This is a genomic window from Nocardia crassostreae, from assembly GCF_001613405.1.
GTDB lineage: Bacteria > Actinomycetota > Actinomycetes > Mycobacteriales > Mycobacteriaceae > Nocardia > Nocardia crassostreae.
Window position 1 is genome coordinate 36,549 of record NZ_BDCH01000039.1, and the last position, 26,531, is coordinate 63,079.

The 26,531-nt window shown below is 68.2% G+C and carries 23 protein-coding genes and 1 pseudogene; 13 read left to right on the forward strand and 11 right to left on the reverse strand.

The annotated features are described in order from the left end of the window. Positions 1–127: 127 nt before the first annotated feature. Positions 128–1,102, reverse strand: a complete 975-nt coding sequence (locus NC4_RS34185) for a carbohydrate kinase family protein (protein ID WP_067547182.1) — start codon at positions 1,100–1,102, stop codon at positions 128–130. Between the two features lie 205 nt (positions 1,103–1,307). Continuing rightward, a complete protein-coding gene (locus tag NC4_RS34190; RefSeq protein WP_067547185.1) occupies positions 1,308–1,658 on the reverse strand; it encodes a HesB/IscA family protein in 351 nt (116 codons plus the stop codon). A 220-nt stretch (positions 1,659–1,878) separates the two neighbouring features. Between NC4_RS34190 and NC4_RS34195 the strand changes: the two genes are divergently transcribed. Then, positions 1,879–2,532, forward strand: a complete 654-nt coding sequence (locus tag NC4_RS34195; protein ID WP_067547188.1) for a DUF3043 domain-containing protein — start codon at positions 1,879–1,881, stop codon at positions 2,530–2,532. Positions 2,533–2,664: 132 nt separating this feature from the next. Here NC4_RS34195 and NC4_RS34200 read toward each other — a convergent pair whose 3' ends face one another. Further along, entirely contained in the window at positions 2,665–3,111 is a 447-nt protein-coding gene (locus NC4_RS34200; protein ID WP_067547191.1) for an SgcJ/EcaC family oxidoreductase, read from the reverse strand. A gap of 55 nt (positions 3,112–3,166) precedes the next feature. Then, the gene (locus NC4_RS34205; RefSeq protein ID WP_067547194.1) at positions 3,167–3,451 is read right to left on the reverse strand and encodes a hypothetical protein; all 285 of its coding nucleotides are present in this window, start codon (positions 3,449–3,451) and stop codon (positions 3,167–3,169) included. Positions 3,452–3,655: 204 nt separating this feature from the next. On the opposite strand from NC4_RS34205, the gene NC4_RS34210 reads away from it, so the two are divergent. The 4 genes from NC4_RS34210 to NC4_RS34225 all read left to right on the forward strand — a co-directional run bounded on the left by NC4_RS34210 (position 3,656) and on the right by NC4_RS34225 (position 8,327). Further along, positions 3,656–4,621, forward strand: a complete 966-nt coding sequence (locus NC4_RS34210) for a DJ-1/PfpI family protein (protein WP_067547197.1) — start codon at positions 3,656–3,658, stop codon at positions 4,619–4,621. A 145-nt stretch (positions 4,622–4,766) separates the two neighbouring features. Further along, positions 4,767–5,384 (forward strand): LysE family translocator, encoded by a 618-nt coding sequence (locus tag NC4_RS34215; RefSeq protein WP_067547200.1) that lies wholly within the window; start codon positions 4,767–4,769, stop codon positions 5,382–5,384. A 54-nt stretch (positions 5,385–5,438) separates the two neighbouring features. Beyond that, positions 5,439–7,466 (forward strand): nicotinate-nucleotide--dimethylbenzimidazole phosphoribosyltransferase, encoded by a 2,028-nt coding sequence (gene cobT / locus NC4_RS34220; protein ID WP_067547203.1) that lies wholly within the window; start codon positions 5,439–5,441, stop codon positions 7,464–7,466. A gap of 114 nt (positions 7,467–7,580) precedes the next feature. Then, entirely contained in the window at positions 7,581–8,327 is a 747-nt protein-coding gene (locus tag NC4_RS34225) for an adenosylcobinamide-GDP ribazoletransferase (protein WP_067547443.1), read from the forward strand. 73 nt (positions 8,328–8,400) lie between these two features. On the opposite strand, the gene NC4_RS34230 is transcribed toward NC4_RS34225, so the two are convergent. Then, positions 8,401–8,985 (reverse strand): TetR/AcrR family transcriptional regulator, encoded by a 585-nt coding sequence (locus tag NC4_RS34230; protein WP_169814924.1) that lies wholly within the window; start codon positions 8,983–8,985, stop codon positions 8,401–8,403. Positions 8,986–9,325: 340 nt separating this feature from the next. Between NC4_RS34230 and erm the strand changes: the two genes are divergently transcribed. Continuing rightward, a complete protein-coding gene (erm, locus tag NC4_RS34235) occupies positions 9,326–10,168 on the forward strand; it encodes an ErmE/ErmH/ErmO/ErmR family 23S rRNA (adenine(2058)-N(6))-methyltransferase (protein ID WP_084530039.1) in 843 nt (280 codons plus the stop codon). A 62-nt stretch (positions 10,169–10,230) separates the two neighbouring features. Here the strand turns inward: erm and NC4_RS34240 are convergent. Beyond that, positions 10,231–11,484: pseudogene (locus tag NC4_RS34240) on the reverse strand (FAD-dependent monooxygenase). A gap of 189 nt (positions 11,485–11,673) precedes the next feature. On the opposite strand from NC4_RS34240, the gene NC4_RS34245 reads away from it, so the two are divergent. Together NC4_RS34245 and NC4_RS34250 are read left to right on the forward strand one after the other, a co-directional pair. After that, the gene (locus NC4_RS34245; protein ID WP_067547209.1) at positions 11,674–12,468 is read left to right on the forward strand and encodes a bestrophin-like domain; all 795 of its coding nucleotides are present in this window, start codon (positions 11,674–11,676) and stop codon (positions 12,466–12,468) included. A gap of 32 nt (positions 12,469–12,500) precedes the next feature. Beyond that, positions 12,501–13,412, forward strand: a complete 912-nt coding sequence (locus tag NC4_RS34250; RefSeq protein WP_067547212.1) for a hypothetical protein — start codon at positions 12,501–12,503, stop codon at positions 13,410–13,412. A 435-nt stretch (positions 13,413–13,847) separates the two neighbouring features. On the opposite strand, the gene NC4_RS34255 is transcribed toward NC4_RS34250, so the two are convergent. Next, positions 13,848–14,711, reverse strand: coding sequence for a MetQ/NlpA family ABC transporter substrate-binding protein (locus NC4_RS34255; protein ID WP_067547213.1), 864 nt, complete (start codon positions 14,709–14,711; stop codon positions 13,848–13,850). A 129-nt stretch (positions 14,712–14,840) separates the two neighbouring features. Here NC4_RS34255 and NC4_RS34260 point away from each other — a divergent pair, with 129 nt between their 5' ends. From NC4_RS34260 to NC4_RS34275, 4 genes are all read left to right on the forward strand, one after another. After that, complete coding sequence (locus tag NC4_RS34260) at positions 14,841–15,716, forward strand: MetQ/NlpA family ABC transporter substrate-binding protein (protein WP_067547216.1); 876 nt, start codon at positions 14,841–14,843, stop codon at positions 15,714–15,716. Further along, the gene (locus NC4_RS34265; protein ID WP_084530042.1) at positions 15,713–16,804 is read left to right on the forward strand and encodes a methionine ABC transporter ATP-binding protein; all 1,092 of its coding nucleotides are present in this window, start codon (positions 15,713–15,715) and stop codon (positions 16,802–16,804) included. The genes NC4_RS34260 and NC4_RS34265 overlap by 4 nt, the downstream gene beginning before the upstream one ends. Further along, positions 16,801–17,478 (forward strand): methionine ABC transporter permease, encoded by a 678-nt coding sequence (locus NC4_RS34270; protein ID WP_439957583.1) that lies wholly within the window; start codon positions 16,801–16,803, stop codon positions 17,476–17,478. The genes NC4_RS34265 and NC4_RS34270 overlap by 4 nt, the downstream gene beginning before the upstream one ends. 268 nt (positions 17,479–17,746) lie before the next feature. Continuing rightward, positions 17,747–18,835: a DMT family transporter gene (locus NC4_RS34275; protein ID WP_218021375.1), complete on the forward strand. Its 1,089-nt coding sequence runs from the start codon at positions 17,747–17,749 to the stop codon at positions 18,833–18,835. Here NC4_RS34275 and NC4_RS34280 read toward each other — a convergent pair. Beyond that, the gene (locus NC4_RS34280) at positions 18,810–20,255 is read right to left on the reverse strand and encodes an amino acid permease (protein WP_067547219.1); all 1,446 of its coding nucleotides are present in this window, start codon (positions 20,253–20,255) and stop codon (positions 18,810–18,812) included. The two genes, NC4_RS34275 and NC4_RS34280, sit on opposite strands and share 26 nt — an antisense overlap. A 178-nt stretch (positions 20,256–20,433) precedes the next feature. Here NC4_RS34280 and NC4_RS34285 point away from each other — a divergent pair, with 178 nt between their 5' ends. After that, positions 20,434–20,823, forward strand: coding sequence for an ankyrin repeat domain-containing protein (locus NC4_RS34285; protein WP_067547222.1), 390 nt, complete (start codon positions 20,434–20,436; stop codon positions 20,821–20,823). Positions 20,824–21,045: 222 nt separating this feature from the next. Here the strand turns inward: NC4_RS34285 and NC4_RS34290 are convergent, their stop codons facing one another. From NC4_RS34290 to NC4_RS34305, 3 genes are all read right to left on the reverse strand, one after another. Continuing rightward, the gene (locus NC4_RS34290) at positions 21,046–23,442 is read right to left on the reverse strand and encodes an Hsp70 family protein (RefSeq protein WP_067547225.1); all 2,397 of its coding nucleotides are present in this window, start codon (positions 23,440–23,442) and stop codon (positions 21,046–21,048) included. Then, a complete protein-coding gene (locus NC4_RS34295) occupies positions 23,439–23,699 on the reverse strand; it encodes a hypothetical protein (protein WP_067547228.1) in 261 nt (86 codons plus the stop codon). The genes NC4_RS34290 and NC4_RS34295 overlap by 4 nt, the downstream gene beginning before the upstream one ends. 316 nt (positions 23,700–24,015) lie before the next feature. Then, entirely contained in the window at positions 24,016–26,430 is a 2,415-nt protein-coding gene (locus NC4_RS34305) for a hypothetical protein (RefSeq protein ID WP_067547234.1), read from the reverse strand. Positions 26,431–26,531: the final 101 nt, after the last annotated feature.

A 26,531-nucleotide genomic window follows, 5' to 3' on the forward strand; every position in this document is an offset into this window, starting at 1 on the left:
GCAATGCCGCGCCGCACTGCATCGGCAGTGCGGCGCGGCATTGTTGTCCGGCCGGTCGATGGGCGCGATCGGCGGGCGGCTGATTCAGTTGCGGGGCAACGGGATCAGGTCAGGGCCCGCAATCGGCTCAGGGGCGCAGGACCGCCTCGATCTCGGTGGCGGCTTCCGGGCCGTAGGCGGCGCGCAGGCGTTTCATGGCGACATCGTGGTCGAGGGTCCATTCCTGGGTGCCGACGGTTTCCAGGATGAGGACGGCGATGAGGGAGCCGAGCTGGGCGGAGCGTTCCAGGGACAGGCCCGCCGAGTGGCCGGTGAGGAAGCCCGCGCGGAAGCCGTCGCCGACGCCGGTGGGGTCGACCTTGGCGGTGTCGGGTACCACGTCGACGTGGAGTTCGGTGCCGTCGCGGTCGACGATCTTGGCGCCCTTGGAGCCGAGGGTGGTGACGCGAATGCCAACGCGCTCAGCGACTTCCGCCTCGGTGAGGCCGGTCTTCTGCAGCAGCAGGCCCCACTCGTACTCATTGGTGAACAGGTAGGCGGCGCCGTCGATGAGGGAGAGCGCCTGCTCGCCGTCGAGGCGGGCCAGCTGCTGGGAAGGATCCGCCGCGAAGGGGATGCCCGCGGCGCGCGCCTGTTCGGTGTGCAGCACCATGGCTTCCGGATCGTTGGCGCCGACCAGGACGAGCTCGAGGTCGCGGCCCGCGGCCAGATCGCCGATGGAGATATCGCGCGCCTCGCTCATGGCGCCGGGGTAGAAGGAGGCGATCTGCGCCATGGTCTCGTCGGTGGTGCACACGAAGCGCGCGGTATGCGCCTCGGTGGAGATCTTCACCGCCGAGCAGTCGACGCCGTTGTCCTCCAGCCAGCGGCGGTAGTCACCGAAGTCCGCGCCGACCGCGCCGACCAGCAGCGGATTGCGGCCCAGCAGGCCCATGGCGTACGCGATATTGCCCGCCACGCCGCCGCGGCGGATGACCAGATCGTCGACGAGGAAGCTGAGCGAGACGTGCTGCAGCTGATCAGTCAGCAGCGCATCGGAGAACTTGCCGGGGAAGCGCATCAGGTGGTCGGTCGCAATGGAAGCGGACACGGCGATGGTCACGAGCGTCGATCCTTCGATGACGTGCGCTGCACACACCTGTATGCGGAACGGCAGACGCGGGGCCGGTGGACGAGGAAGGTGCGAACGCGGTGTTCATGAAACGCGGCCGCAACTAAAAAATACACTGTCCGAGACGGGATTTGATCCCGCACGCACACGACAGCGCGGAACGTCCGTGAGGATGTTCCGCGCTGGTGGCGTTATCTCAGTTGAAGCTGTCGCCGCAGGCGCAGGAGCCGGTGGCATTCGGGTTGTCGATGGTGAAACCCTGCTTCTCGATGGTGTCGACGAAGTCGATCGACGCGCCCTGCACGTAGGGGGAGCTCATGCGGTCGACGATGAGCTTCACGCCGCCGAACTCCACGACCAGGTCGCCGTCCAGGTTGCAATCGTCGAAGAAGAGCTGGTAGCGCAGGCCGGCGCAGCCACCCGGCTGCACGGCGATGCGCAGGGCCAAGTCGTCACGGCCTTCCTGATCCAGCAGCGCCTTCGCCTTGGAGGCGGCGGCGTCGGTCAGAGTCACACCGTGAGTGGTGGTCTCGTTCTGCACAGTCATGAACTCTCCTAAAGGACCAATAGTCAACCCGTGAGAGACGCACGGCTCGCTGGCTGTCAACGCCACTTCGCTCGTGGCTATTCCCAATCCTACGCGGCGGCGTTTGCGCCGCCAGGGCCAGGGATTGAGGTCGCCGGACAATAGCGTGGACGGCGTCCGGGAACACAATCGGACGGACCAGGTTTTTCAGGCGGGCGTGTCATCGAATAGCCTGGTCGGCGTGAAGTTCCTGCGCCGTGGCGATTCCACCCCCACCTCCGACACCTCCGCCGTTGATGCCGGTGGTGCGGCGACGGTCACGGATCGGCCGGTCACCGCCGGAAAGGGGCGTCCGACCCCGAAGCGCCGCGAGGCCGAAGGCCGCCGTCGCGGACCCATCGCGCCCGCGCCGAAAACCTCCAAGGAGGCCCGGGCGCGTCGCAAGGCGCTGCGCGGGAACAAAGAGGAGCGCAAGGCCGCCTCGGCCCAGCGCCGCGCCGATGTGCAGGATCGCCGGGCGCGCATGCTCGCCGGTGAGGAGCAGTACCTGCTGCCGCGCGACAAGGGACCGGTGAAGGGTTATGTGCGCGACATCGTGGATGCGCGGCGCAATCTGCTCGGCTTGTTCATGCCCCTTGCGCTGGTGCTCATCGTGAGCATGATCCTGACGCCCGCGCTGCAGGCCATTGTGACGCTCGGCATGCTGGTGATGATGCTGTTCATGATCGTCGAGGGCATCGTCCTCGGCCGCATCGTGAACAACCGGGTGCGCGACCGCTTCCCGGAGGCCGGGGATTCGAGCTTCTCGCTCGGCTGGTACGCCTTCGTCCGCGCCTCGCAGGTGCGCCGCATGCGCGCCCCGAAGCCGCGGGTCAAGCCGGGCGACAGCGTCTGAGCAGCGGCCTCGGCCGTATCGAGAACATGCGATGGCCCGCAGCACTGTGCTGCGGGCCATCATCGCGTTTGGGGCTGCGAGCTCGGCGGTTCGGGGGTCTTGCCGAGTTGGCGCGGGGATATCCGGCGGGCGCTATTTCTGCGGGATGAGGGTGTTCTGGCGGGCGGCGGTCCACCAGCGGCCGTCCTGCTTGGTGAGGACGTAGAGGGCGATCATCGCCGGATCCTGGTCGATGAGTTCGCCGGTGGGGGTGGTGGCGCGGGCCACCTTGTGTGCGATGGCGACGTCGGGGCGCAGGAAGGTGATGTCCTGGACGTCGTAGCGGGCGTATTCGTCCTTCAGGAAGCCCGCGAGACCTGCTTGGTTGGCCGCGAGCAGGGCCTCGCGGCCGACCATGAGCGTGCCCATGGCATTGACGACCGCGGCATTGGCCGTGAAGTCGTCGGTCATGAGTTCCGCGTCGTTGGTGTTGTAGGCGGTTTCGACATTGGTGATGATCTGCCGGATGGCTCGGATGTCGTCTTCGTGGTCCACGGTGGTGTCCGCGACGGTCGGGGCCTGCGTGCTCATCGTGCTCATGAAACGATCTTGAATCCTCAACAGCGGTTCAGGTCAAGCTGTTTCGACGGCACGCTCAGCCGCGCTTGCCGAACAGCTCGTCGAGGTCGCTCGACCGCATCGAGGCGATGGCGGCGAGTTCGTGGGTGGTGCGGTGGTGATCGCGGTCGAAGACATTGGTGGATCCGGCCAGCTGCCAGCGGATGCTGTCGTGGTGGAAGGGGATCGCTCGGCCGGCCGCGGCCAGCAGGGCGACGAAGCGGGTGAACATGGTGGGGATTTCGGTCTCGGCGGTGGTGTCGACGCTGAGGAGGGCCTCGGCGCAGCGGGCGATGTTCGCGGGAGCGGTGACGGTGGTCATGGCTTATGCCTCGCCTTCATTGGATTCGGTTGTGCCCCAGGCCATGGCGGCGTAGGTGAGGTAGCCGAGAGCGCTCATGAACGTTCCGGCGGTGACGATTGCGGTAAGGCCTTGCATGGCAGTAAGTTTTCTCTAGAACAGTTTCTGCCAACAGTGGCTGTTCTGACATTGTTCGCAAAGATTCAGCCAGGTATGGTGGGACCTATGTTGTCGAAGGTCGCCGTCGTGTTGAACGACCGCCTCGCCATGTTCGAATTCGGCGTCGTCTGTGAGGTTTTCGGTCTGGACCGGACCGCGGACGGGTTGCCGGGCTTCGACTTCCGGGTCTGCGGGCTCGAACAGGGGAAGCCGCTGCGTAGCAGTTCACCGGGTATACAAGTAACTCCGGAATACGGTCTGGAGGAACTGCGGGACGCCGATCTGGTGGCCATTCCGGCGTTTCCGTTCTATGCGAACATCAAGATCGACGAGCGCGTCGTCGCAGCCGTACGGGATGCATCGGAGCGCGGCGCGACCGTGCTCACCGTGTGCTCCGGGGCCTTCCTGGCCGGGGAGGCCGGACTGCTCGACGGGCGCAAATGCACCACGCACTGGCGGTACGTGGAGCAGTTGGCGGAGCGGTATCCGCTGGCCACGGTCGATCCGGACGTGCTGTTCGTGGACGAAGGCAACCTCATCACCAGTGCGGGCACCGCCGCCGGTATCGACGCCTGCCTGCACCTGGTGCGCCGCGAACTCGGCAGTGCGGCCGCCAATGGCATTGCCCGCCGCATGGTGGTGCCCCCGCAGCGTGACGGCGGCCAGCGGCAGTTCATCGAGCGCCCGGTCGTCGAATGCAGCTCCGACAGCCTCAGCGAAACCCTGCACTGGATGGGCGAGAACCTCGAACTCCCGCACACGGTGGGATCGCTCGCCGCGCGCACGGCCATGTCCACCCGCACCTTCGCCGCCGAGACCGGCACGACACCCGTGAAATGGCTGACCGGTCAACGCATCCTGCTCGCGAAGCATCTCCTCGAAGACACCGACATGGACCTCGAAACCCTGGCCCACCGTTGCGGTTTCGGCTCCGGCGCCCTCCTGCGCCACCACTTCCAGCGCCTCGTGGGAATCGCCCCGGTCGAATACCGCCGCCGATTCGGCGCGCGCGTGCCGAGCCCCGCATTCTGACTGCCCGCGCGCGCACTCCGGCCCGGGTCCATCTGGATCGCTGGCTGTGTCGTGCCCGCAACGGATCGGGGCGGCGGATGGGCTTGGCGCTAGACGGTGAAATCGAGGGTGTTGTCGGGGGCTTCGTCCGGTTAGCGTGTGGGAGATGAGCATTGAGTTTCTGCTGACGACGCTCGTCATTGTGGCGACGCCGGGCACGGGGGTGCTGTTTACGCTGGCTGCGGGATTGGCGCGGGGGGTGCGGGCGAGCGTGGTGGCCGCGTTCGGGTGCACGCTCGGGGTGGTGCCGCATATGGTGGCGGCGATTACCGGGCTGGCGGCGCTGTTGAATGCGAGTGCTGTCGCGTTTCAGACGTTGAAGTATCTGGGTGTCGCGTATCTGGTGTACATGGCGTGGACGACCTTGCGGGACAAGGGGGCTCTGGCGGTGCCGGAGGAGAGTGCGGGGGCGGCGCCGTCGGCGGGGCGTGTGATTCTGTCCGCGGTGCTGCTGAATGTGCTGAATCCGAAGCTGACGATCTTCTTCTTCGCATTCCTGCCGCAGTTCGTGCCGACCGGGTCGACCAATGCCACCATGCGCATGCTGGAGCTGAGCGCGCTGTTCGGGCTGGCGACCTTCGTCGTGTTCGCGGTGTGCGGGGCGTGTGCGGCGGCCGTGCGCAATCAGGTCATCTCGCGGCCCGCGGTGGTGACCTGGGTGCGGCGGGTGTTCGGCGCGTCCTTCCTGGCGCTGGCGGGGCGGCTCGCGGTGCAGAACCAGTAGCCGGAGGCCGTGCCTAGACGGCGGGGCGGCAGGCGCGGTTGATACCGTTCTGGCGTGTCGCACACTGCTCAGACAACCGATCGGCCACTGCGGACGCTGGTGCTCGGCGGGGCCCGCTCCGGGAAATCGGCGTACGCGGAACAGTTGGTCGCCGCCGAGACGGTGCGATACGTCGCCACCGCGGTGCCGGATCCGGCCGATACCGATTTCGCCGAACGCATTGCGGCGCACCGGGCCCGGCGGCCCGCGGGCTGGACCGTCGTCGAAGGCGACCCGGTCGCGGCGTTGTCCGATCCGGCGCCGGTCACGCTGATCGACGACCTCGGCACCTGGCTCACCGCCCGCATCGATGCACGCGCCGCCTGGGAGTCCCCGCGCGGAACGGTCACCCCGGACCTGGATGCGCTCGTGACCGCCGTGGCGAACTACCCCCACCGTCTGGTCATCGTGAGCCCGGAGGTAGGCCTCGGGGTCATCCCGGCCACCCATTCCGGCCGCCTCTTCCGTGACGAACTCGGCGCCCTGAACCAGCGCCTCGCCCAGGTATGCGACGAGGTCTACCTGCTGGTCGCGGGCCAGGCGCTGCAGGTGAAGCCCGACCACGCCACCGCCTCGGCCGCCGCCCTCTCCGATGCGGCGGTCGCCACCGGCAGCATCACCGCCCCGGCCGTGCGGACCGCAGTGTCGCAGCCGAGCGCCGATACGCTCGCCGCACACACACTCGCAGCCACGACAGCAGCGAAAACCGGTCCGGCCGAATCGCAGACGGACTCGGCGGCGACCGCCTCGCGGGTAGCGGCCGACGCCGCGGCGGTCGGTACCGGGGGTGGTGTGGCTGCCGACACGGCGGGCGCTGCTACGGGGGGAGTCGTCGCGACGGCGTCTCGCGGTGCTGTGTCCGACTCTGTTCCGCAGGGTGATTCGTTTGGTGCGGCTGCCGGAACTGTTGTTGCGGGCGGGCAGGCCGTCGGCGGTAATACGGATGGGGCGCTGAGTCTTTCGAAGGCGGCGCCGGAGAGGGTTGAGTTCGGGCCGGTGGGTGGGCCGGATGCCGGGGTGCGGGGGGATGCGCGGGAGCGGCAATTGCGGTTGACCAAACCCGCCGGGGCGCTCGGACGGTTGGAGGCGCTGGGGAATTGGGTGGCGGCTTGTCAGGGGGTGTGTCCGCCCCGGCAGTTCGAGCGGGCGCGGGTGGTGGTGTTCGCGGGGGATCACGGGGTGGCGCGGCACGGGGTGTCGGCGTATCCGAGTGAGGTGACCGCGCAGATGGTGGCCAACTTCCTGAGCGGCGGGGCGGCGGTGAATGTGCTGGCGCGCTTGGCCGATGCCACCGTGCGCGTGGAAGACCTTGCGGTGGACGGGGATACGGCGCCGGAGATCTCCAAGTACAAGGTGCGGCGCTCCAGCGGATCCATCGACCGCGAGGACGCGCTGACCGAGGATGAGGTGCAGGCCGCGCTCGCGGCGGGCGCCGCCATCGCCGACGAGGAAATCGATTCCGGCGCGGACCTTCTCATCGCCGGTGACATGGGCATCGGGAACACGACCCCCGCCACGGCCCTGATCGCCGCCATCACCGACACCGAACCCGTCATCGCCGTCGGCCGCGGCACCGGTGTCGACGACGCCGGTTGGATCCGCAAAACCGCCGCCATCCGCGACGCCATGTGGCGCGCCCGCCCCCTGGTCCACGACCCGGTCGCCTTGCTACGCACCGCATCCGGCGCCGACCTCACCGCCATGGCGGGCTTCCTGGCCCGCGCTGCCGCCCGCCGCACCCCGGTCATCCTCGACGGCGTTGTGGTCACCGCCGCCGCCCTGGTAGCCGACCGCCTGGCCCCCGGCGCCCGCGCGTGGTGGGCCGCAGGCCACCTATCCAGCGAACCCTCCCACAAGATCGCCCTCGACCGCCTCCAGTTGGAACCCCTCCTGGACATGCAGATGCGCCTGGGCGAAGGCTCCGGCGCCCTCACCGCCCTCCCCATCCTCCGCGCCGCCGTGGCAACCCTGTCCGACATGGCGCCCTTCGCCGAAGCCGGAGTCAGCACCGCCGACGCACTCACCGAAGACGCTGGTGTCTGACGCCGCGTTGCGGATTCCAGGACCGCGATCGGTGCTGGGGTGGGCCCGGTCGCGGGGTGCGACCTCATGGTTGATCGGTGGTTGGGCCGCGTTCCGAAGCGGTTGGGGGAGTGCGTGAACGGGCTGCGGTTGGCGGTTTCGTGGTTGACGGTGCTGCCGGTGCGGGGGCCGGACGAGGTTGATCGGGGAGCAGCCGGGAAAGCGATCGGGTGGGCGCCGGTGGTGGGTGCGCTGCTCGGAGTCGGGGCGGCGGGGTTGCTGTGGGTGCTCGGGGCAATGGGGGGTTCGTGGTTGCTGGCCGGGTTGGTCGCGGTGGCGGGGTTGACGCTGATTACCCGCGGGATGCATATCGACGGGCTGGCCGATACGTTCGATGGGCTGGGGAGTTATGGGTCGCCGGAGCGGGCGCGCGAGATCATGAAGAGCGGTGGGGCGGGGCCGTTCGGGGTGGCGGCGCTGGTGTTCGCCATTGGGATTCAGGCTGTTTCGTTCGCGGCGCTGGCCGAGACCGGGCGATGGGCGGCGGTGGTGCTGGCTGTCGCGGTGGGGCGGATTGCCGTTGTGCTGGCTTGCGGGCGGGGGATCGAGGCTGCGCCGGGGGCCGGGTTCGGGGCGTTGGTGGCGGGCACGCAAGGCTCGGCGGTTCGGCTGCTGTGGGGTGGAATCGCGCTCGGAGCAGCAAGTTTCGTGACCGAGCATTGGTGGCTGGGCCCGATCGGTGTCGGAGTCGCGCTCGCGGCGTCGATGGTGCTGGTGCGGCATTGCGTTCGCCGGTTCGGCGGGCTGAACGGGGATGTGCTCGGAGCGGCGCTCGAGATCGCTGTCACCGTCGTTGCGGTGGTGTTGACGTTCGGAGTCTGACCGGGCATGACACGGTGCGGATAGCGCAGCGCTCAGGAGGGTGTGGAGCGAACCGGAGCGGAGCGGGTTTCGGCTAGAGCGTGGGGAGGAGGCGGGTGATGGCGGAGCGGATGAAGTCGGTCAGGCGGGCCGGAGGGTAGTCGGCGGGGGAGGTGAGGGTGGTGCGGATCAGTTGTTCGCCTATTGCCAGGAGGGTGATGGCGAGGAGGTCGGGGTCGAGGGGGCCGGGTCCGTTGGGGTGGTCGTGGGCCCAGGCGATGAGGGAGCGGAGGTTGGCGAGGGCGAAATCTCGGGTGCGGGTTGTGTATTCGCGAACTTCGGCGGGGGCGTCGCCGGCGGGGAGGATGAGGAGGAGGGCGTAGTCGGGGTGGGCGGTGACCGCTTCGAGGATATTCGTCGTCGCGGTGGCCAGTGCGGATGTGAACGTGGTGCGTTCGGGGGGTGGGGGCATGGCCAGATCGAGTTGGCCGAGGACTCGGGACTGCTCCCGTTCCAGGAGGGCTACGAGGAGCCGGCCGCGAGTGGGGTAGGCGGCATAGATACGGGGTTTGGCCAGGTAGGCTTCCCGTGAGATGGCTTCCATAGTGGTGGCGGCATAGCCGTGGCGGATCACCAGGCGCAATGCCGCATCGAGGATTTGCTCGCGTCGGACTGCCAAGTCCATCCGAGGCTGGCGAGGGCGGGCGGAGCGAGCAGACACAGACCCCACGCTATGACACCGCCCCCACCCCGCACACACCGGCTGATCGCCGGGGAGCAGGTAATGGTGCGGGGGATATCTCGGGGTTTGCCTGCACGAATACCTGCTCGCGGTAAATGGGTTGCTTTGGTGGGGTGGCGTTTCTAGGGTGGTCGGCATGTCATGTTGTTGTTTCATGCGGCTGCGTTCTGCTCGGGCTCTGGCCCGCTAGCGGACGTAGGTCGCAACGCCGCGTCCGCAGGCGCGCCCAGGGCCCTTCGAGACCTGTTCATCTCGAAGACCCGGAAGGGCAACTGCAGTGGCGAAGAATCTTTCATCTCATAAGTCGGGTTACGGGAATTTCTCGCATACCCAGGGCAAGGTCGCGGGTGGCGGTGGACGGACACCGCGCGATCGGGCCAGACGGGAACTGTCGCAGAACTTTCTGGTGGACCGGTATGCGGTCGATCTGATCGTGAAGACCGCCGAACCGGCCGGACTGGTGCTCGAACCAGGGCCGGGCGAGGGTGTGCTCACCCGCGCGCTGGCCGAGCGCGGGGCGCGGGTGACCGCGTACGAGATCGATCCGCTCCTGGCGGGCAAGCTCTCGGCGTGGACTCGGGGAAACGCTGGAATACGGTTGGTACGAGGCGATTTCACGAAGGCCAAGGCGCCGCGGGAGCCGTTCGCCGTGGTGGGCAATATTCCGTTCTCGGTGACCGCCGGGATCGTGGATTGGTGCTTGAACGCGCCGACGCTCACCTCGGCGACACTGCTCACGCAACTCGAGTACGCGCGCAAACGGACCGGCGACTACGGGCGCTGGAGTCTGGTGACCGTCGCGAGCTGGCTGTGGTTCGACTGGGAGCTCTGCGGGCGGATCGGCCGGGAGAGCTTCCGGCCGGTGCCGTCGGTGGATTCGGCGATCCTGCGCATCCGGCGGCGAACCGAACCGCTGGTGCGGGATCGGCGCGCCTTCCGGGAACTGGTGGAACTCGGCTTCACCGGGGTGGGCGGGTCGGTGCGCGCCTCGCTGCGCACCCGCTATCAGGGCGTCGACCGGGCGCTGGCGGAGGCGGGCATCGCACCCGACACGGTGGTCGGATACGTGCACCCGGATCAGTGGGTGAGCGTGTATCACTCGCTGGTGGGCGATGTGTAACCGCAAGGGGCCGTGCCGATTCGAGAACGAGTCGGCACGGCCCCGCGTGGTTCCCTCGGCTGTCAATACAGATCGATGGTGCCGAGCGGCGGCGGGGTCAGCACCTGCGCGGGACCATTGGCCAGCCATGCGCCCGCGGGCCAGCAGACCGGCGCGAGGCGTGCGGCCAGTGAACGGCGCAGGCGCATACCGCGATCGGGGGCGCGCATGATGCGCAGGGCATGGGACGACACATTGCGATTGCGGATACCCCAGGCGCGGCGATAGGCCGCACAACGCTCGATGACATTGCGGGCCTGAACCGCATTCGATGTGGTGAGCGCGCGGGCGATGGCCGCGGCCGCATCGGTGGCATCGAGCACGCCCGAGTTGAGACCGCGCCCGCCCCAGGGCGCGAACAGATGGGCGGCCTCGCCCGCGAGCAGGACGCGGCGGTGTGCGTCGGTGTAGGAGTCGGCGACCACCTGGTGGAAGCGATAGGTGGAGACCCACGTGGTGTGCTCGCCGTACCAGGGGTCGATGACTCGGGATGTCCACTCCCGCAAGCCTTCCGGGCTCGCGAGGTACTCGGGGTCGTCATCGGGCAGGCATTGCAGGTCGATGCGCATCCCGCCCTGGAACGGCATGTGCATGACATTGCGGCCGTCGAGGCGGGGACAGCGATAGTAGAAGTGGGCGGGCAGGCGCGGGGTCGAACCATCGGGATGTGCCGCCACATCGACGATGATGAACGGGGTGTCGTCGGTTTCGCCCGCCATGGTCGCGCCGATCGCCTTGCGGACGACCGAGCGCGCGCCGTCGGCGCCGATGACGTAGGGCGCGGAAAGGATTTCGCCCGACCCGAGGCGGATGTGCACGCCGCCGGGGCCGGTCGCCAGCTCGGAAACCGCCGCATCCCAGCGGAACTCGACGCCTTCGCGCAGGCACGCCTCGTACAGATGGGTTTCGGTAATGCGCTGGGGCAGGCTGGTGGCGAGCCGGTCGAGCCGGGCGGTGTGACCGAGAATTCCACTGCCACTGCGGTAGTGGAACACCCGCGAGGTCTTTTAGTAGGCGTCGTAGCCGGTCACTCCGAGGCCGTCGGCGGCGATATCGCGGCCGAGTCCGGGCAGCACCGAATCGAACCGGCGCAGCGTCGGATAGGCCAGCACGATGGCCCGGCTACCCGGCCGGATGCGTTGCCGCGGTTCGGCTTCCAGCACCATAGTGGGCAGGCCACGGCGAGCCAGCGCGAGCGCCGCTGTCAGCCCGACAGGTCCGGCGCCGACGACCACGCAGCGTTGGTCGAGTGAACTGCGATGGGAGAGCTGGGCCATGGAGCACCTTTTCCGGCCGAGGAGACGTCAATAAGCCGTACGGTAGCGTAACTACGCTGCCGTAACTAGAGACTCGTGAAGTCTTCCCCGGGCAGGTGGTAGCAGAATGTTTGCGAGTCATCCGGCTCGCGCGCGGCCGCGAATATTCCATGATCGATTTGCCCCCTCGTCGAGAAGACGGAGTCGCGCATGGCTTTGCAGCTTGGTGTGCTCGCGTTGTTCGCGGTTGTCGCGGTGGTCGTTTTCATTGTGGGAGACCGGCTCCGGCCGGTGTCCTGGCAACACGAGGACGACGAGGGCGCGCACGGCATGGTGCTCGATATGGTCAATATGTTCTTCGCGGCCATTGTGGCCTTCGTGGTCGTCATCCTGTGGCAGCAGTACGACAATGCCACCGCGCACACCGTGTCCGAGGGCAAGGCGCTGGTCGTGGCCTACGAGACGGCCGATGATCTGCCCGATGCCGAGCGGGTCGCGGTGCAGACGCTAGTGCGCGAGTACACCGAGCGCGTGGTGACCGTGGAATGGGTTGCCATGCGGGACGAGAAGGGCCTCAGCGAGGGCACGCAGGAGACGTTCGACGAGTTGCGGTCGGCGGTGGCCGCGGTGCAGTCGACCGATCCGGCCGTGCTGGACGCGCAGAAGGCGCTGGGTGAATCGCTCGACGTCATAGCCGAAGCCCGCTACGACCGTGCCCTCGATGCCGGGTACAGCCTGCCCGTATTCCTGTACATCGCACTGTGGTTCGGCACCGTCATGCTGCTGGCGGGCGGCGTGCTCTCGGGTGTGATGGTCACCAAGCGCAGTGTGGTGATGACCGCGCTGTTTGGCTGCGTGGTCGGTGCGATCGTGCTGACCATCTACAAACTGGATCGGCCGTTCGCGGGCTGGAATGTGGTCTCGCGCGAAGCATACGAGCTCGCCTTGGCGCGGTTCCATCAGATCGCCTCCGCCGACGCTTCGTCGAGCGCGATTCCGCGCTGAGACGCCGGGCAGCACCGACGAGGTTGACGCAGATGACGTTCGGAAGCGCTGGGGCGGGAACCTACTGGACCGCACGGGGATTGGCGACGGTGCCGCTCGCGGCGGCGCTGCTCGCGGTGCAGCCAGCGCCGGTATGGGACGATCCCGGGTCACCGTTCTGGGACGAAATCGTCAGCGGCAGCGCGGGTCCGGAAGTCGACGCCGGGTTCGTGGATGTGCCCTCGGGTAGCGCACTGGAATTGGGCAGCGGCAGTGCGCTGTCCGGTAGTTCGGCGGGCGACGGACCGGGCGCGTCCACCGGTAGCAGTCTGGGCCTGGGTCCCAGCGAGAAAGCGGGCCTCGGCCTGAACACCGGATCCACCGCGGGTGCGGTGGAAACCGCTGCGGCGGAACCGGTATCCCCGGCGGAGCCGATCGCCGCGCCGAGCACCCTGGGTGAAACGCTCGGCTTCGAGAACGGCAGCGTGCTCACCGCCTGCGCCGGGAGCGGCGTCATAGGCAGTTCGGTCATGATGCTGGGCCTGGCCACCGGCAGCGGATTCGGCTCCGGCCTGCTCGGCCCCGGATTCGTGCCCGGCTCCAGCGGTTTGGTTGCACCAGGGTCGGCGGGCGCGGGCAGCGTCGTGCTGGGTAGCGCGGTCACCGGCAGCGCACTGTTGACGTGTTTGCTGCTCCTGCCGGTGAGTCCGCCGGAAGTCTTCACGCCGCTGGAGATCCCCGCCGCCCCGCAACCCGCCGCCGCACCTGCTCCCGCCCCGCCCCCGCCCGCGCCGCCCGAACCGGAGATCGTGCCGCCCGCCCCGATAATCCCCGCGCCCTACGAGCCGCCGCTGGCCCTCGAACCGGTCGAGGAATCCGGCGATTGGACCGCCCTGCAAATGATGACGGTCCTGCTGATCACGATCATCGCCGCCGCCCGCGCCAAGGTCGTCCGCGGCCGATAACGCCCGAACCGCTGCCCCCGCCAGGACGGTGGCTTCGACCTCCTAACCGCCGCAGGCCATCGCCGGTGTCGATGGGTCCCTTCGTTCGCGGCGCGCCAAAGGGCGTTCGAAGCCACCGGCCGTGACGGTCGATGGGTTCCGTCGTTGGTGGCGCGGAGGCTCTTGAAGCCACCGGCTGTGACGGTCGATGGGTTCCGTCGTTGGTGGCGCGGAGGCCGTTGGAAGCCACCGGTCCGGACGGCGGAACCCGGCCGCCACCTCACGGACAGCCGCGGACGACGGGGGCGGGAAGCGCATCGACGTGGTGACCCCCGGCCCGCGGAGGCTGGGGTGAGCGGTGAACTGGGGTGGCTCGCCTCCCAGTTCAGCTTCGGCCAGTACGCCGAGGCGAACGCTCGGCGCTGTCGGGCAAGTAGCCGCAGCGGCTGGACGCGGCTACTTGCGGAACTTGGCTTCCAGTTCGGTGAGGGTGGCCTGGAGGTCGGAGGGGTCGTTGTATTTGAAGATGCCCTCGTAGTCGGCTTCGGCTTGGATGGCGGCTTCGACCTCGGGGTCGTGGTAGATCTTGGTCAGCTGGAGGTAGGTGGGGTTGTCCTTGTCTTCGGCGCGGGCGGCGAAGATATTGATGTACTGCTTGAGTTCCGGGCGGTTGGGGTCGTCGGTCTGGATGACCTGGTTCTTGGTGAGTCCGGCGGGACCGGCGAAGGTGTCGTCCACGAAGGCGGCGTCGACGCTGTCGAGGGACTGGGCGGTGAGGGTCGGATCGATGGTCTTCAGGCGCACCTTGGATGCGCTGGTGTCGACGTCCTCGAGCTTGGAGTCCCAGGTCGCGCCGTTCTTCAGGACGACCAGTCCGGCGGCGGAGAGTAGGAGCAGCGGGCGGACCTGGTTCGCGGGATTGTTGCTCAGGGTGATTTCGCCGCCCTGGGGGATCTCGCTCACCGACTTGTGCTTCTGCGAGTACAGGGTCAGCGGAAAGATCTCGGTCGCGCCGATCGGGACCAGCGTGTCGTTATTGCGGGCGTTGTAATTGGCCAGGTAGCGGACGTGCTGGAACTTGTTGAGGTCGATCTGGCCCTGCTTCAGCGCCGGGTTCGGCTGGTTGTAATCGCTGAAGTTGACGAACTCGACGGTAATGCCCGCCTCGGACGCCTTCTTCTTGAACACCTCCCAGTGCGGCAGTGCGAGGTCGTTCACACCGATGCGCACCACGTCGGCGCGGTGTTCCTTGCCACAGGCGGCGGTCATCGCCAGGGCGAACAGGAGCGGAATCGCCAGGTAACGGCGCAGTTTTTGCATTTCAGCCAAGCTAGGCGCGGACTCGGCCGGAGCGCGAGGGTTTGGATCGCCCGGATCGTAACCGTAGCCAGGCGATAACCCGAACGATTGCATAGCCGGGTTCAGTTTCAACGATTTGCGGGAGCACGAGTGAAATTCAATCGGGTACTGGCGATCCCGGTCCTGGTAGCGGCGGTAGCGGGCCTCACCCTCACGGCCTGCGGCAGCAGCGACGACAGCTCGGGCGCCGTGGTGCGCATCGGGACCACGGAGAGCTCGCCGGAGTGGGACGTCTTCGAGACGAAGGCCAAGGAGCACGGGATCACCCTGAAGATCACCCGCTTCTCCGACTACTCGCAGCCCGATGCCGCGCTCTCGCAGCAGCAGGTCGACGTCAACCTGTTCCAGCACTTGCAGTTCCTCGGCCAGTACAACGTCGCCAACAACGATGATCTGACGCCGATCGGCGCCACCCAGGTGGTGCCGCTGGGGCTGTACTCGCAGAAGCACAAGTCGGTGGCCGATATCCCGGCCGGTGGCGAGATCGCCATTCCGAACGATCCGACCAACCAGGCGCGGGCGCTGTTCGTGCTGCAGGCGGCCGGACTGCTGAAACTGTCCGACGACGTCCGCCAGCCCAGCCCGGCCGATATCGACAAGGCCGCCTCCAAGGTGAAGGTGACCCCGGTCGACGCCACCCAGACCGCGCTGTCGCTGGCCTCGGTGGACGGCTCGGTCGTCAACAACACCTTCCTGGAGAAGTCCGGCATCGACCCGAAATCCGCGATCTTCAAGGATGATCCGAAGAGCCCGGGCGCGGAGCCGTACATCAATGCCTTCGTGACGCGCGCCGCGGACAAGACCAACCCGACCTATCTGAAGCTGGTCGAGATCTGGCACGGCGCCGACGTACAGGCCGCAGTCCAGGAGACCTCCAAGGGCACCGCCGTCGAGGTCAAGCGCGACGGACCGGATCTGGAGCAGGTGCTGGCGCGGGTGCAGCAGACCATCCGCGAGAAGAAGTGAGCGAGAACGAAACCCAGGTCGCAGCGGTCGAATTCCGGTCGGTCACCAAGGAATTCCAGGTCGGCAAGCAGACGCACACCGCGCTGCGGGAAGTCGACCTGCGCATCGAACACGGTGAGATCTTCGGCGTGATCGGCTATTCCGGGGCGGGCAAGTCCACCCTGGTGCGGCTGATCAACGCCCTGGAGAAGCCGACCGGCGGCACCGTGCTCATCTCCGGCGACCCCATCACCGGGGTCCCGGAGTCACGGGTGCGGCAGCTGCGCCGCGATATCGGCATGGTGTTCCAGCAGTTCAACCTGTTCCGCTCGCGCACCGCGGCCGGGAATATCGAGTACCCGCTCAAGGTGGCGGGCTGGAAACGCGCCGAGCGCAAGGCCCGCGTCGCGGAACTGCTGGAGTTCGTGGGCCTTTCGGACAAGGCGCGCAGCTATCCGGACCAGCTGTCCGGCGGCCAGAAGCAGCGGGTCGGCATTGCCCGCGCCCTGGCCACCTCGCCGTCGCTGCTGCTCGCGGACGAGGCCACCTCGGCCCTGGATCCGGAGACCACGCAGGAGGTGCTGCGCCTGCTGAAGAAGATCAACCGCGAACTCGGCGTCACCATCATCGTGATCACCCACGAAATGGATGTCATACGCGCCGTCGCCGACCGCGTCGCGGTCCTGGCAGAGGGCCGGATTGTCGAGCTGGCAAGCACTTTCGACGTCTTCGCCACCCCGCAGGCCGCACCCACCCGCTCCTTCGTGGAAACGGTGCTGCACAACCGCCCGAACGCCGACGAGCTGAAACGACTGGCGGACAAGCACACCGGCCGCCTGGTCACCGTCGACATCGACGACGACCGCGGCATCGGCGACGCGCTCCTCACCGCCACCCAGGCCGGAGTCCACGTCGAAGTCGTCTACGGGGGCGTGAGCACACTGCAGGACAGGACCTTCGGCAGCATCACCCTCGCCCTGAACGGGCCGGAGGACGCCGTCGAGCGCGTCGCGGCGAGCCTTGGGAGAGGCGGCAGCACTGCCGCCACCGCGGTCGCCGCGGAGTCGGTGGCTGCCGGTCGGTCCGCGTCCGATCGGAGGAGCGCATGAATTACGCTGCCGTGCAGACGGATTGGGACAAGTTGCGGCCGGTCCTCGGTGAGGCCATCGGGACCACGATCTATCTGGTGTTGCTGACCTTCGTGATCGGCGGCGTAATCGGACTGGCGCTGGGCACGTTGCTGTACACCACTCGTAAGGGTGGGTTGCTGGCGAACACGCCGGTGAATGTGGTGCTCAATGTGTTGGTGAGCGTGATCCGGCCGATTCCGTTCATCATCCTACTGGCCGCGCTGGGGCCGATCACCCTCGAAGTGGTCGGGACGACCATCGGCACCGAGGCCGCGGCATTCGTCATGATCGTGGCCGCGTCGTTCGGTATCGCCCGGATTGTCGAGCAGAACCTGGTGACCGTGGACCCGGGGGTGATCGAGGCGGCGCGGGCCATGGGGGCCGGGCCCTTGCGGATCATTCTGACGCTGCTGATTCCCGAAGCGCTAGGGCCGCTGGTACTCGGGTACACGTTCGTGGTGATCGCCATTGTCGACATGTCCGCCATGGCGGGCACGGTCGGCGGCGGTGGCCTCGGAGATTTCGCGCTGGTCTACGGCTATCAGCGGTTCGATTGGGAGGTCACGCTGGTCGCGACCCTGATCATTATCGTGGGCGTGCAGGGGATTCAATTCCTCGGCAACTGGCTGGCCCGGAAGGTATTGCGCCGCTGAGCCACGCGAAGCGGCAGGGCTTCGACACACCACGCGCGGAGACGAACAGCCGCACCCACGCCGGGTGCGGCTGTTCTCGTCGGCTGTGTACCCGCTAGCATCGTCGCGTGGGCACTTACTGGCACGCTGTCACGCTGCCCCCGGTCGCCTGACCGGGCGCGCACGCGGCATTCTCGCTTCCCGCCTCGGCTCCTGAGCAGCTAGGGCTTCTTCAGCGTGCGCCCGTTCCGAATACGCCGATCACGTACTCGAGAACGGAATCTCATTCGTGTCCGAACACACCGTCAACTCCGGCGCGTCCGCACCGGCATCCACGTCCGCGACAACCACACCGCAGCAGTCAGCGGTTGCCGCCCCGGCCGCCGCACTTCAGCCCGAACTCGCGGCGGACCGGGCCCCGCAGGCTTCGGGAGCGGCAGCCCAGTCGGGGCCCGGCGCCCGCTCTCGGGGCCGGGCCATCGCGAATGCGGTTGTGCGGCCTGCGAATTCACGGTGCGGTTCGATCGCCATCCTCGGCGCGAGCGTGCTGTGGGGCAGCACCGGCACCGCGAGCTCGCTCGCACCCGCGGGCGCGTCCGCGGCCGCGATCGGCTCGGCCGGATTGGCCCTCGGCGGATTGCTGCTCTTTCTCACGACCTGCCGTACCCGGACCACGTACAGCTGGGCGCAGTGGCGGCTGCTGATCGCCGGAGCGGTGGCGGTCGCGGCCTATCCGGTCACGTTCTACCCCGCGGTGGCGCGGACCGGCGTCGCGGTGGCGACCGTCGTGGCCCTGTGCAGCGCACCGGTTTTCACCGGCCTCGTGGGCTGGATTTCGGGGCGGTCGCGTCCGACGGCCCGCTGGGTCGGCGCTACCGCTGCGGCCGTCATCGGTTGTGTTGCAATGGTACTCGGCCCGGAGCTGACCGGACAGGCTGCGGCCGTAGACCTGCTCGGCATCGGACTCGCGCTCTGCGGCGGTCTGGCCTATGTCGTGTACTCGCTCATCGGCGGTGAACTCATTGCCGAGGGCAAGCCGTCGGGCTCGGTCATGGGCCTGATGTTCGGCATGGCCGGACTGATGGTCCTGCCGGTCGTGCTGATCTCGGGCGTCTCCTGGCTGGGCACGATGCGCGGGGCGGCGGTGGCGCTGCATCTCGCGGTATTCACCACATTCCTGGCCTATCGGCTGTTCGGCTACGGCTTGCGGCACACCACCGTCGCCACCGCCACCACCCTGACCCTGGCCGAGCCCGCCGTGGCCGCAGTGCTGGCCGTGGCGGTGCTCGGGGAACGGCTGCCCGCTGTGTCCTGGTGCGGGCTAGCCGTTCTCGCCGGGGGGCTGGCGCTGCTCACGGTGCGGCCGGGCCGCCGCTAGGCGCGACGGGGCCTGGCTGGTTCAGCTTGGAGTGGAACCGGGAGTAGCCGAAGTACACGATGAGACCGAGCACCAGCCAGGCCGCGAAGCGCACCCAGGTCGCCGCCTGGAGGGAGAGCATGAGCCAGACCGAGAAGACCACGCTGACGATCGGGATGACCGGCATGAACGGAATCCGGAAGGTGCGCGGCACATCCGGGCGGGTGTAGCGGAACACCAGCACCGCGATGCAGACCACCACGAAGGCGCTGAGAATGCCGATATTGGTCAGCTCGGCGACGATATTGATGGGCAGCAGCCCGGCCAGGATGGCCGAGGCCACGCCCACGATCCAGGTGACGCAGGTCGGAACCTTGCGCACCGGATGGGTTTTGGCGAACCACTCCGGCAGCAGCCCGTCACGGCTCATGGAATACCAGACGCGGGTCACGCCGAGCATGAAGGTGAGCACCACGGTGATGATGCCGACAATCGCGCCCACCGCAATGATATTCGCGATGCCCGGCATGCCGACCGCCTCGAAGGAGCTGGAGAAACCGCTCTTGGGATTGATCTCGGTGTACTTCTGCATGCCCGTGAGCACCAGTGTCGCAAGGACATACAGCACCATGGCGATGGCGAGCGAGTAGATGATGGCCTTGGGCAGATGCTTCTTGCCGTCCACCGATTCCTCGGCCGCCGTGCTCATGGCGTCATAGCCGAACACCGCGAAGAACACCGTGGCCGCACCGGTCATGACCGCGCCGGTGCCGTACGGGAAGTACGGCGAGTAGTTGGCGCTGTCGATATGGAACACGCCGAGCATGATGATCAGCACCACCAGCGCCACCTTGATGCCGACGGTGACCATCTCGAACCGCCCGACACTGCGGATACCGCGCGAGAGCACCCAGGCCGAACCCAGGCAGAACAGCACCGCGAACACGTCCACCGCATGCCCGTCCCCGGTGCCGGGCGCGCCGAGCATCCACGCGGGCAAGGTGATTCCGATCTGATCGAGCAGGAATCCGAAATACCCGGAGACGCCGATGGCCACCACCGCCGCCACGGCGATGTACTCCAGCAGCAGATCCCATCCGATGAACCACCCGACGATCTCGCCGAGCGACACATACCCGTAGGTGTAGGCCGATCCGGCCTTGGGCACCATGCCCGCGAACTCCGCGTAGCACAGCGCCGCCGCCGCACTGGCCAGCCCGGCCACCAGGAACGACAGCAGCACCGCCGGTCCGGTGGTCTTGTTGGCCACACTGCCCGCGAGCGCGAAGATGCCCGCGCCGATGATCCCGCCCACCCCGATGGCGGTCAACTGCCACACCCCGAGGTGTTTGGCCAGCCGTTCGTCCTGCCGGACATCCTCCTCGACCTCGGTGATCGGCTTGCGCCGCAATATCTGACCGCGTACTTCCGCCAGCGTCATCGCTGTACTCCCGTCCGCCGCGCCCGGCAGCCGAGCCGGGGCGCGGGCCACACTGTCGATCTCTGCCGATAATCGGACCACGCGTCCCGATCGGCTCGCGGAGTTTTGTGCATCTCGCGGAGTTTTGTAAATAAAGTTCTCGGGTGTCGCTCCCTCGCGACCCTGCTAAAAATGAACGGTGGACGCTGACGACGAAAAGGTCATCGAACTGGCAACCAAGGTCTTCGACCTGGCCCGCCAGGGCGACGCCGACCAACTAGCCGCCTATCTGGACGAGGGTGTCCCGCCGAACCTCACCAACGGCCGGGGCGACACCCTCCTCATGCTCGCCGCCTACTACGGGCACGAGCCCGCCGTCGCCGTGCTGCTGAAGCACGGCGCCGATCCCAATCTGCTCAATGCCGCCGGACAGACCCCGCTCTCGGGCGCGGTCTTCAAGGGCGAGCCCGGCATTCTGCGCACGCTGCTCGCGGCGGGCGCGGATCCGGACGCCGGTTCGCCCTCGGCCCGGGAAACGGCCGAAATGTTCGATGTCGCCGAGGCGCTGAAGATCTTCGACGAGAAGTGATCCTGCCGCGGCCGCGCCGTCCCCCCGCACAGTCGCTGTGCGGGGGGGGCGTGTTTTCGAAGGTCTACTGCGACTTACGCATTCCCATTTCCCGGCCCCACGCGCCGATCCGCCATTCCAGCGGGCGGAGTTGGTCTTCGTAGAGGTTGTTGAGCTGTTCGGGGGCGGACGGGCGTTGCGGGTCGACCTCGTCGGCGGCCAGGGCGATGAGCGAGAGTTCGGTCAGGAAACCGTCCCGCTGGCCGGGGAGCTTGGCCCGGTCCTCGGGCTCGAGCCGGGTGTCGGCTGCAGTTCCGCGTACTTGCGGCGAATGGTCTCGTCGGTGGCGTCGATGCGGCGGGCCAGCCAGCGGCGCACCATGGCGGGAGTCTGCTGCATGATCGCGATCTCGCGAATCGACGGAATCTGCGACGCTTCCCGGATGAGATCCTCGAGTTTCTCGTTGGCGCGCGGCCAGGTGACGAAGTCGCCGGATTCGTAGGCGGTGCGGCCCTGGGCCTCGAGATCATCGCAGCGCAGGCGGAAGCCGGGAACCGTATCGGGCTCGTTGCGCTGCAGGTAGAGCAGGATATTGGCCAGCTTGCCCAGGGTCTCCTCGAATTCGGCCAGCGGGGGCTCCATATAGTCCTCCGGGCCGCGGCTGTTGAGCAGGCCCTGCAGAATGGTTTCCGCTTCGAGCAGCAGGTGATGCGCCTTGGCCTGGTCCTGGGTGCGGGCCACCAGGGCGTCGAGTCCGGCCAGGCGCTGCTCGATCTCGGGAGCGGCCTTGGCGGCCTCGGCCCGGTGCACCTCGTGGCTGATCTGGCGCCAGTCGTCGCGGGTGGCGGCGGTGCGGGTGCGGATCTGATCCCACCCGGCCACCTCACGGATCGGAATCTCGATGACGGCGGTGGCGGTGCGATCCAGGTGCGGGATGCGGACCGCGGCATTGATGGTCCAGCCCGCGTCGAATTCCAGGGTCAGCTCGACGGCGGTGCCCGGCTCCAGATCGTCGGGGAGATCGCGGATGCGGACGGTGCCGATGGGGATCCAGCCCTCGTAGAGGCGGACCGCCAGGGTGGCGCCGCGGGTCGCCGTCTCCAGGCGTTGATAGACGCGGTGCGGAATCTTGGTGCCCACCTTGACCACTCGGCACAGCTGGCGATCGAGGAGTTCGACGGAGAAGTCGTGGGCCAGGATGTCACCGGCCAGATCCGGAATGGCGGGGCCGGATGCGGCGCGCAGGGCCAGCGGTTCGGCGGCGATCTCGCGGCCGTCGGCGAGCACCGCGACGGTGAACGGGCCGTCGGCGAGCGGGACTTCGATGAACAGGAACGAGCCGTCCTCGGAAGCGTTCTCGCGCAGCGTGTTTCCTGTGGCGGAGCGAACTTCGACGATGATGTCACCGGCGTCGGCGCGGAGCACCCGCCCGGCGATATCGACGAAATCCCCGTCGGGGACCAGGTTTTCCAGCTCGAGCACACTGCTGTGCGTGGCCAGATTGCCCGCCTTCAGGGCTGCGCCCACCGCGACCACCAGCTCCGGATGGAACAGGTGGGGCTCGACGCCGAAGCGCTCCCGCAGCAGCTCCGCGACCAGCGGGACCCGGGACGAGCCGCCGACCAGCACGATCTCGTCCAGCTCGGTGGCGGTGACGCGCGCCTTGGCCAGCGCTTCGGCGCAATGGTTGAGGGTGCCGCGCAGATGGCCGTCGATCATGCGGTCGAACTCGTGCCGGGACAGCGGCAGGTTGATGCTCATCGGCATGCCGGTGCGGTCCTCGAGGTCCTGGTTGATGATCTCGGTCTCGGTATCCCGCGACAGCTCGTGCTTGGCGGTCTCGGCCAGGGCCAGCAGCCGGGCGAGACGTTCGGCGTCGGCGAGATCGCCCGGCTCGAAACGCAAGTCGTAGGCGGGCAGCTGCGCGATCATCCAGTCCACGATGGCCTGATCGAAGTCGTAGCCGCCCAGATAGCGGTCGCCGTCGAAGGAACGGCTGCTGAAGCCGTCGGCCGGATCCCAGGACACCACCGAGGTGTCGAAGGTGCCGCCGCCGAGGTCGTAGATGAGGAAGCGGCGGCTCGGGGTGCTCGGATCGGCGGCGAGGCCGTTCTCGTGCATGTGCGCCAGGGCGGCGGCGACCGGCTCCATGAGGGTTTCCGCCACCTCCAGCCCGGCCTCCGAACCGGCCTGGGTGGTCTGGGTTTTCGCGCTCGTTTCGAAATAGGCGGGCACGGTGATGACCGCGCGGTCGATGGGCACGCCCAGCGTCTGCTCGGCCACCGTCTTCAGATGCCGCAGCAGATGCACCGAGGCCTGCAGGGGCGTGATGGTGGCGTGGCCCGCCGTCACCGGCTGATCGGTGCCCATATTGCGTTTGAAGAACATGGCGGGCGGCGAACCGGGCAGGCGCGCTTTGCGTTTGGCGAGCGCACCCACCAGCGGCGTGCCGTCGGGGGAGATCCACACCGCCGACGGCGTGGTCAGCGACAGGTCCGGATTGGCCACGATGAGCGACCCGCCCAGCGGCCGCAGCCGCCGACGCTCGATGAGCGCCGCCTTGTCGGGGATATCGGCGTCGGCCGGAATGGCGATGCAGCAGTTGGTCGTACCGAGATCGATACCGGCGACAAGGCTCATGCGGTGGTCTCCTCGTGCGGGGGTGCGGCCGGGGCGGGCAGGAGATTCGGCAGCACCCCGTAGTCGATGAGAATCTCGTCGCCCGGTGTCGCGTGCGGCGTCTCGAGCTGCGGGTTCTCGCGCGCCAGTGCGCGGCGGATCTCCTGTAGTTCGGTGAGTTCGGCGAAATCCACGCCCTCCGGTTCGGGCCGGTGGGTGATCAGCTCGGCCGCCAACCGGGTGCGCGGTGTGGCCAGCTGTTCCTCCGCGGCGTTCACCTTCGCGACGCTGAGGATCTCGCCGAACAGCGGAAAGCGTTTGGCGTCGTAGGAGATCCGCTTGCGGCGCGCGGCGATGCGGGAGCGCGCCGTCGCCCGGTCGGCGGTCGGATCGAGATCGAGGATCTGGAAGGCGGTGTCGTATTAGGGATTACGGCCGGTCCACGACCAGGGATTCATACTGTGCTCCGCTCTCGTCAGAAGAACCCGACGGAATGACCCGACGTCCCGCGCTGCCACTTTCCGGCCGTGACCAGCAGCTCACGCGCCTGGTTGTACGGGCCGATGGCGGGCAGGCCGAGGGTGATGGCCGAGTTCAGATGGGTTGCGGCCGTGCGGAATCCGGATCTGTCGGCGAACGGATTGGCCTCGTAGCGTTCGGCGCAGGCCACCAGCATGGTGAGCCCGAGCCAGAATTCGTGGCGCGCCAGCTTGGCGGCGAAGGCCGCGCGATCCCCGTCGGACAGATCGGGCCTGCCCCGCACGGTGAGATCGCGCGTCGTGAGGCCGAGCCGCTCGCACATGGGCGCGACCACCTCCGCGATCCGCTCGAGCATGGCCCAGCTCTGCCCGGCCCACCCCGCGCCGCGCTGATGCTCCTCGACATAATCGATGCCCACGATCGCGCCTCCTCGAGTGCCCGCTCCAACTGCCCCTCCCGGATGAGCCGCCGAATCTGCGCCCCCGCCTCCCGCGCCAGCCGCCCGCGCGCCCGCCCGATGTCCGAGGCCGGAAACGGCGCTTCCTCGATGAGTCCGAGATGAATCCGCGCCCGCCGCATGTCCTGCTTACGCAACTCCAGCACCAGCGTCACATGCGGTTCGAGCAACTGCACCGGCAACTCCGCCCGCGCGTCCTCGACGGCCAGAGCGATATCACCGGCGGTGGCATCGGGCAGCACCGCGCCCAGATGGGTACGCAGCTCATCCCAGAACGCCTGATCCGCATGCAGCCGCGCCCAATACCCGTGTGCGGCCCGCCATTCGTCACAGGCGGCCGGATCCCCGTCCAGCTCGCGCCGATAGGCATGCGCATGCGCGGCGACCGCGAGATGATGCAGTGTGCGATAGTCGCCGAGCCCCTGATCATCGAGATCGGCCCACTGCCGGAACGCTCCGTCCGTCCACGGCTGGGAAACCCCGTCCTCCTGTAATGCCGCGTAGGCGAGCCGCTCCTGCGCCCGCTGCAAGGGCCCGTGATCGTGCAGTCGCGCAGCCACTTCCCAAGCCTGCTCACCCTGCCCCCGCAGCCGTTCGGCCTCCACCCCCGTGGCGCCCGCCAGCAACAACCCCGCCTCACGGAACAGCTCCCAAGCCTCCTCGACCCGCGAGAACAGCACGGCCCGCACCGCTTTCATGAGCACCCCACGCGCCGCAGCGAGCCGAAGCCCCTCCAGCCCGCTCCCGATCCGCCCGAGTCGAACGTCCGAATCGACCAACTCCAGCTGGTCCAGCGGGCGGCCGGGTACGGCAGACGCGCGACTCGGATCGCCCGCGTGACTTCGGTTGGATTCGCCGGAGGCTGCGGTGAGGAGGGTGGACAGCAACTCGGGTTCGGCGCGGGCTACGGCGCTCAGGACGGTGGTGGGCTGGACGAGGGCGTGGGCGGGCCAGGCGGCGCCGTGGCGGGTGTGCAGGGTGCGGGCTGCTTCGGCGATCTGCCGGTCGTTGCGGGCGAGGGCGCCCAGCAAGATGTTGGCGTTGGCCAGGATGTCGGTGTCGGAGGCCGAACGGGGCGGGTGGTCGAGCAGGGCTGTGAGGTGGGTGCGGGCGTCGGCTCGGTTGCCGGTGCGCAGGGACTCGAGGGCGGTCAGCAGGTGGGCGGAGGGCTGGAGGCGGTCCGTGCCATCGCGTTTCGCCTCGGTGAGGTGCCGGGCGGCGGATTCGCCGCGCATGAGGGCCGCCGCCGCGAGCAGGAGATGGCGGTACTCGCTGGGAGTGCTCGGTCCGCGGAGCTTGTCCGGGTCGGTGGTCCCGGTGCGGAGGCGGCGGTGGGCGGCGAAGTCGTGCAGGCGTTGTTTGCGATCGCGGATGCCCTTGCCGCCGAAGCGGTCCGCGAGTTCGTAGCGGTGGTCGGCGGCGGCGCGGTCGCGCAGGAGGCAGAACCAGTCGGCGCGGCCGGTGGGGCCGAGGGCGTGCAGGAGTTGCCAGACGGGGGAGGTGGCGCCTTTGAATTCGTATTGGTCGAACCGGTCGTCGACCACGGCGGTGAGGTGGGTGCGGGCCAGGGCGCGGAATTCGGGGGATACCACCGAATCCGGGTCGCGGACGGTATTGGCCAGCCACATGCGCAATGCGCTGGACTGGGTGAGCATTCCGGCGGCGGCGGTCCAGGTTGCGGGGAAGGTGGCCGGGTCGGGGCGGTGCAGCCAGCAGGTGAAGACCCGATGGGCGGTGGCTTCCTCGATATCGCACCACCAGGACGCGTCGGCGAGCAGGCGCAGCGATTCGTCCGGATAACTGGCGGCGGTCTCGATGAGACGGGACTGCAACAGGATTCGATTGGGGCCGATCTCATCCTCGGCCTCGGCCAGGAAGGCGCGAATCCCCGCCAGCAGCAATCGGGCGCGGGCGGCCGGGTCGGGCTCCGCGTCGGCGCGGGCGAGGGCGTCCTGCAAGAGGTGTTCCAGGCGCGAGATCCGGCCGAACAGCGGTATCGGATCGGCCCCCGCGCGCCGCCGTGCTTCGTCTCGCCCCTGTGGTTCGTCGCCACGCGACCGCCACCAATTCACCCCGAAAGACTCCTGCCGGCGACTCGCACCGCATTCGCGCTCGGGAGATCGCCGCCCGAAATCCCCCGCTCGCGACGGTACCCGGGCGGATACCGTCGCGT

Bases quoted from the DNA above. Each gene is read 5' to 3' on its own strand.
- NC4_RS34205 (WP_067547194.1), bottom strand. From the start codon at position 3,451: ATGACCACCGTCACCGCTCCCGCGAACATCGCCCGCTGCGCCGAGGCC.
- NC4_RS34290 (WP_067547225.1), bottom strand. From the start codon at position 23,442: ATGAGCCTTGTCGCCGGTATCGATCTCGGTACGACCAACTGCTGCATC.
- NC4_RS34245 (WP_067547209.1), top strand. From the start codon at position 11,674: ATGGCTTTGCAGCTTGGTGTGCTCGCGTTGTTCGCGGTTGTCGCGGTG.
- NC4_RS34210 (WP_067547197.1), top strand. From the start codon at position 3,656: ATGTTGTCGAAGGTCGCCGTCGTGTTGAACGACCGCCTCGCCATGTTC.
- NC4_RS34255 (WP_067547213.1), bottom strand. From the start codon at position 14,711: ATGCAAAAACTGCGCCGTTACCTGGCGATTCCGCTCCTGTTCGCCCTG.
- NC4_RS34270 (WP_439957583.1), top strand. From the start codon at position 16,801: ATGAATTACGCTGCCGTGCAGACGGATTGGGACAAGTTGCGGCCGGTC.
- NC4_RS34280 (WP_067547219.1), bottom strand. From the start codon at position 20,255: ATGACGCTGGCGGAAGTACGCGGTCAGATATTGCGGCGCAAGCCGATC.
- NC4_RS34200 (WP_067547191.1), bottom strand. From the start codon at position 3,111: ATGAGCACGATGAGCACGCAGGCCCCGACCGTCGCGGACACCACCGTG.
- NC4_RS34215 (WP_067547200.1), top strand. From the start codon at position 4,767: ATGAGCATTGAGTTTCTGCTGACGACGCTCGTCATTGTGGCGACGCCG.
- NC4_RS34190 (WP_067547185.1), bottom strand. From the start codon at position 1,658: ATGACTGTGCAGAACGAGACCACCACTCACGGTGTGACTCTGACCGAC.
- NC4_RS34250 (WP_067547212.1), top strand. From the start codon at position 12,501: ATGACGTTCGGAAGCGCTGGGGCGGGAACCTACTGGACCGCACGGGGA.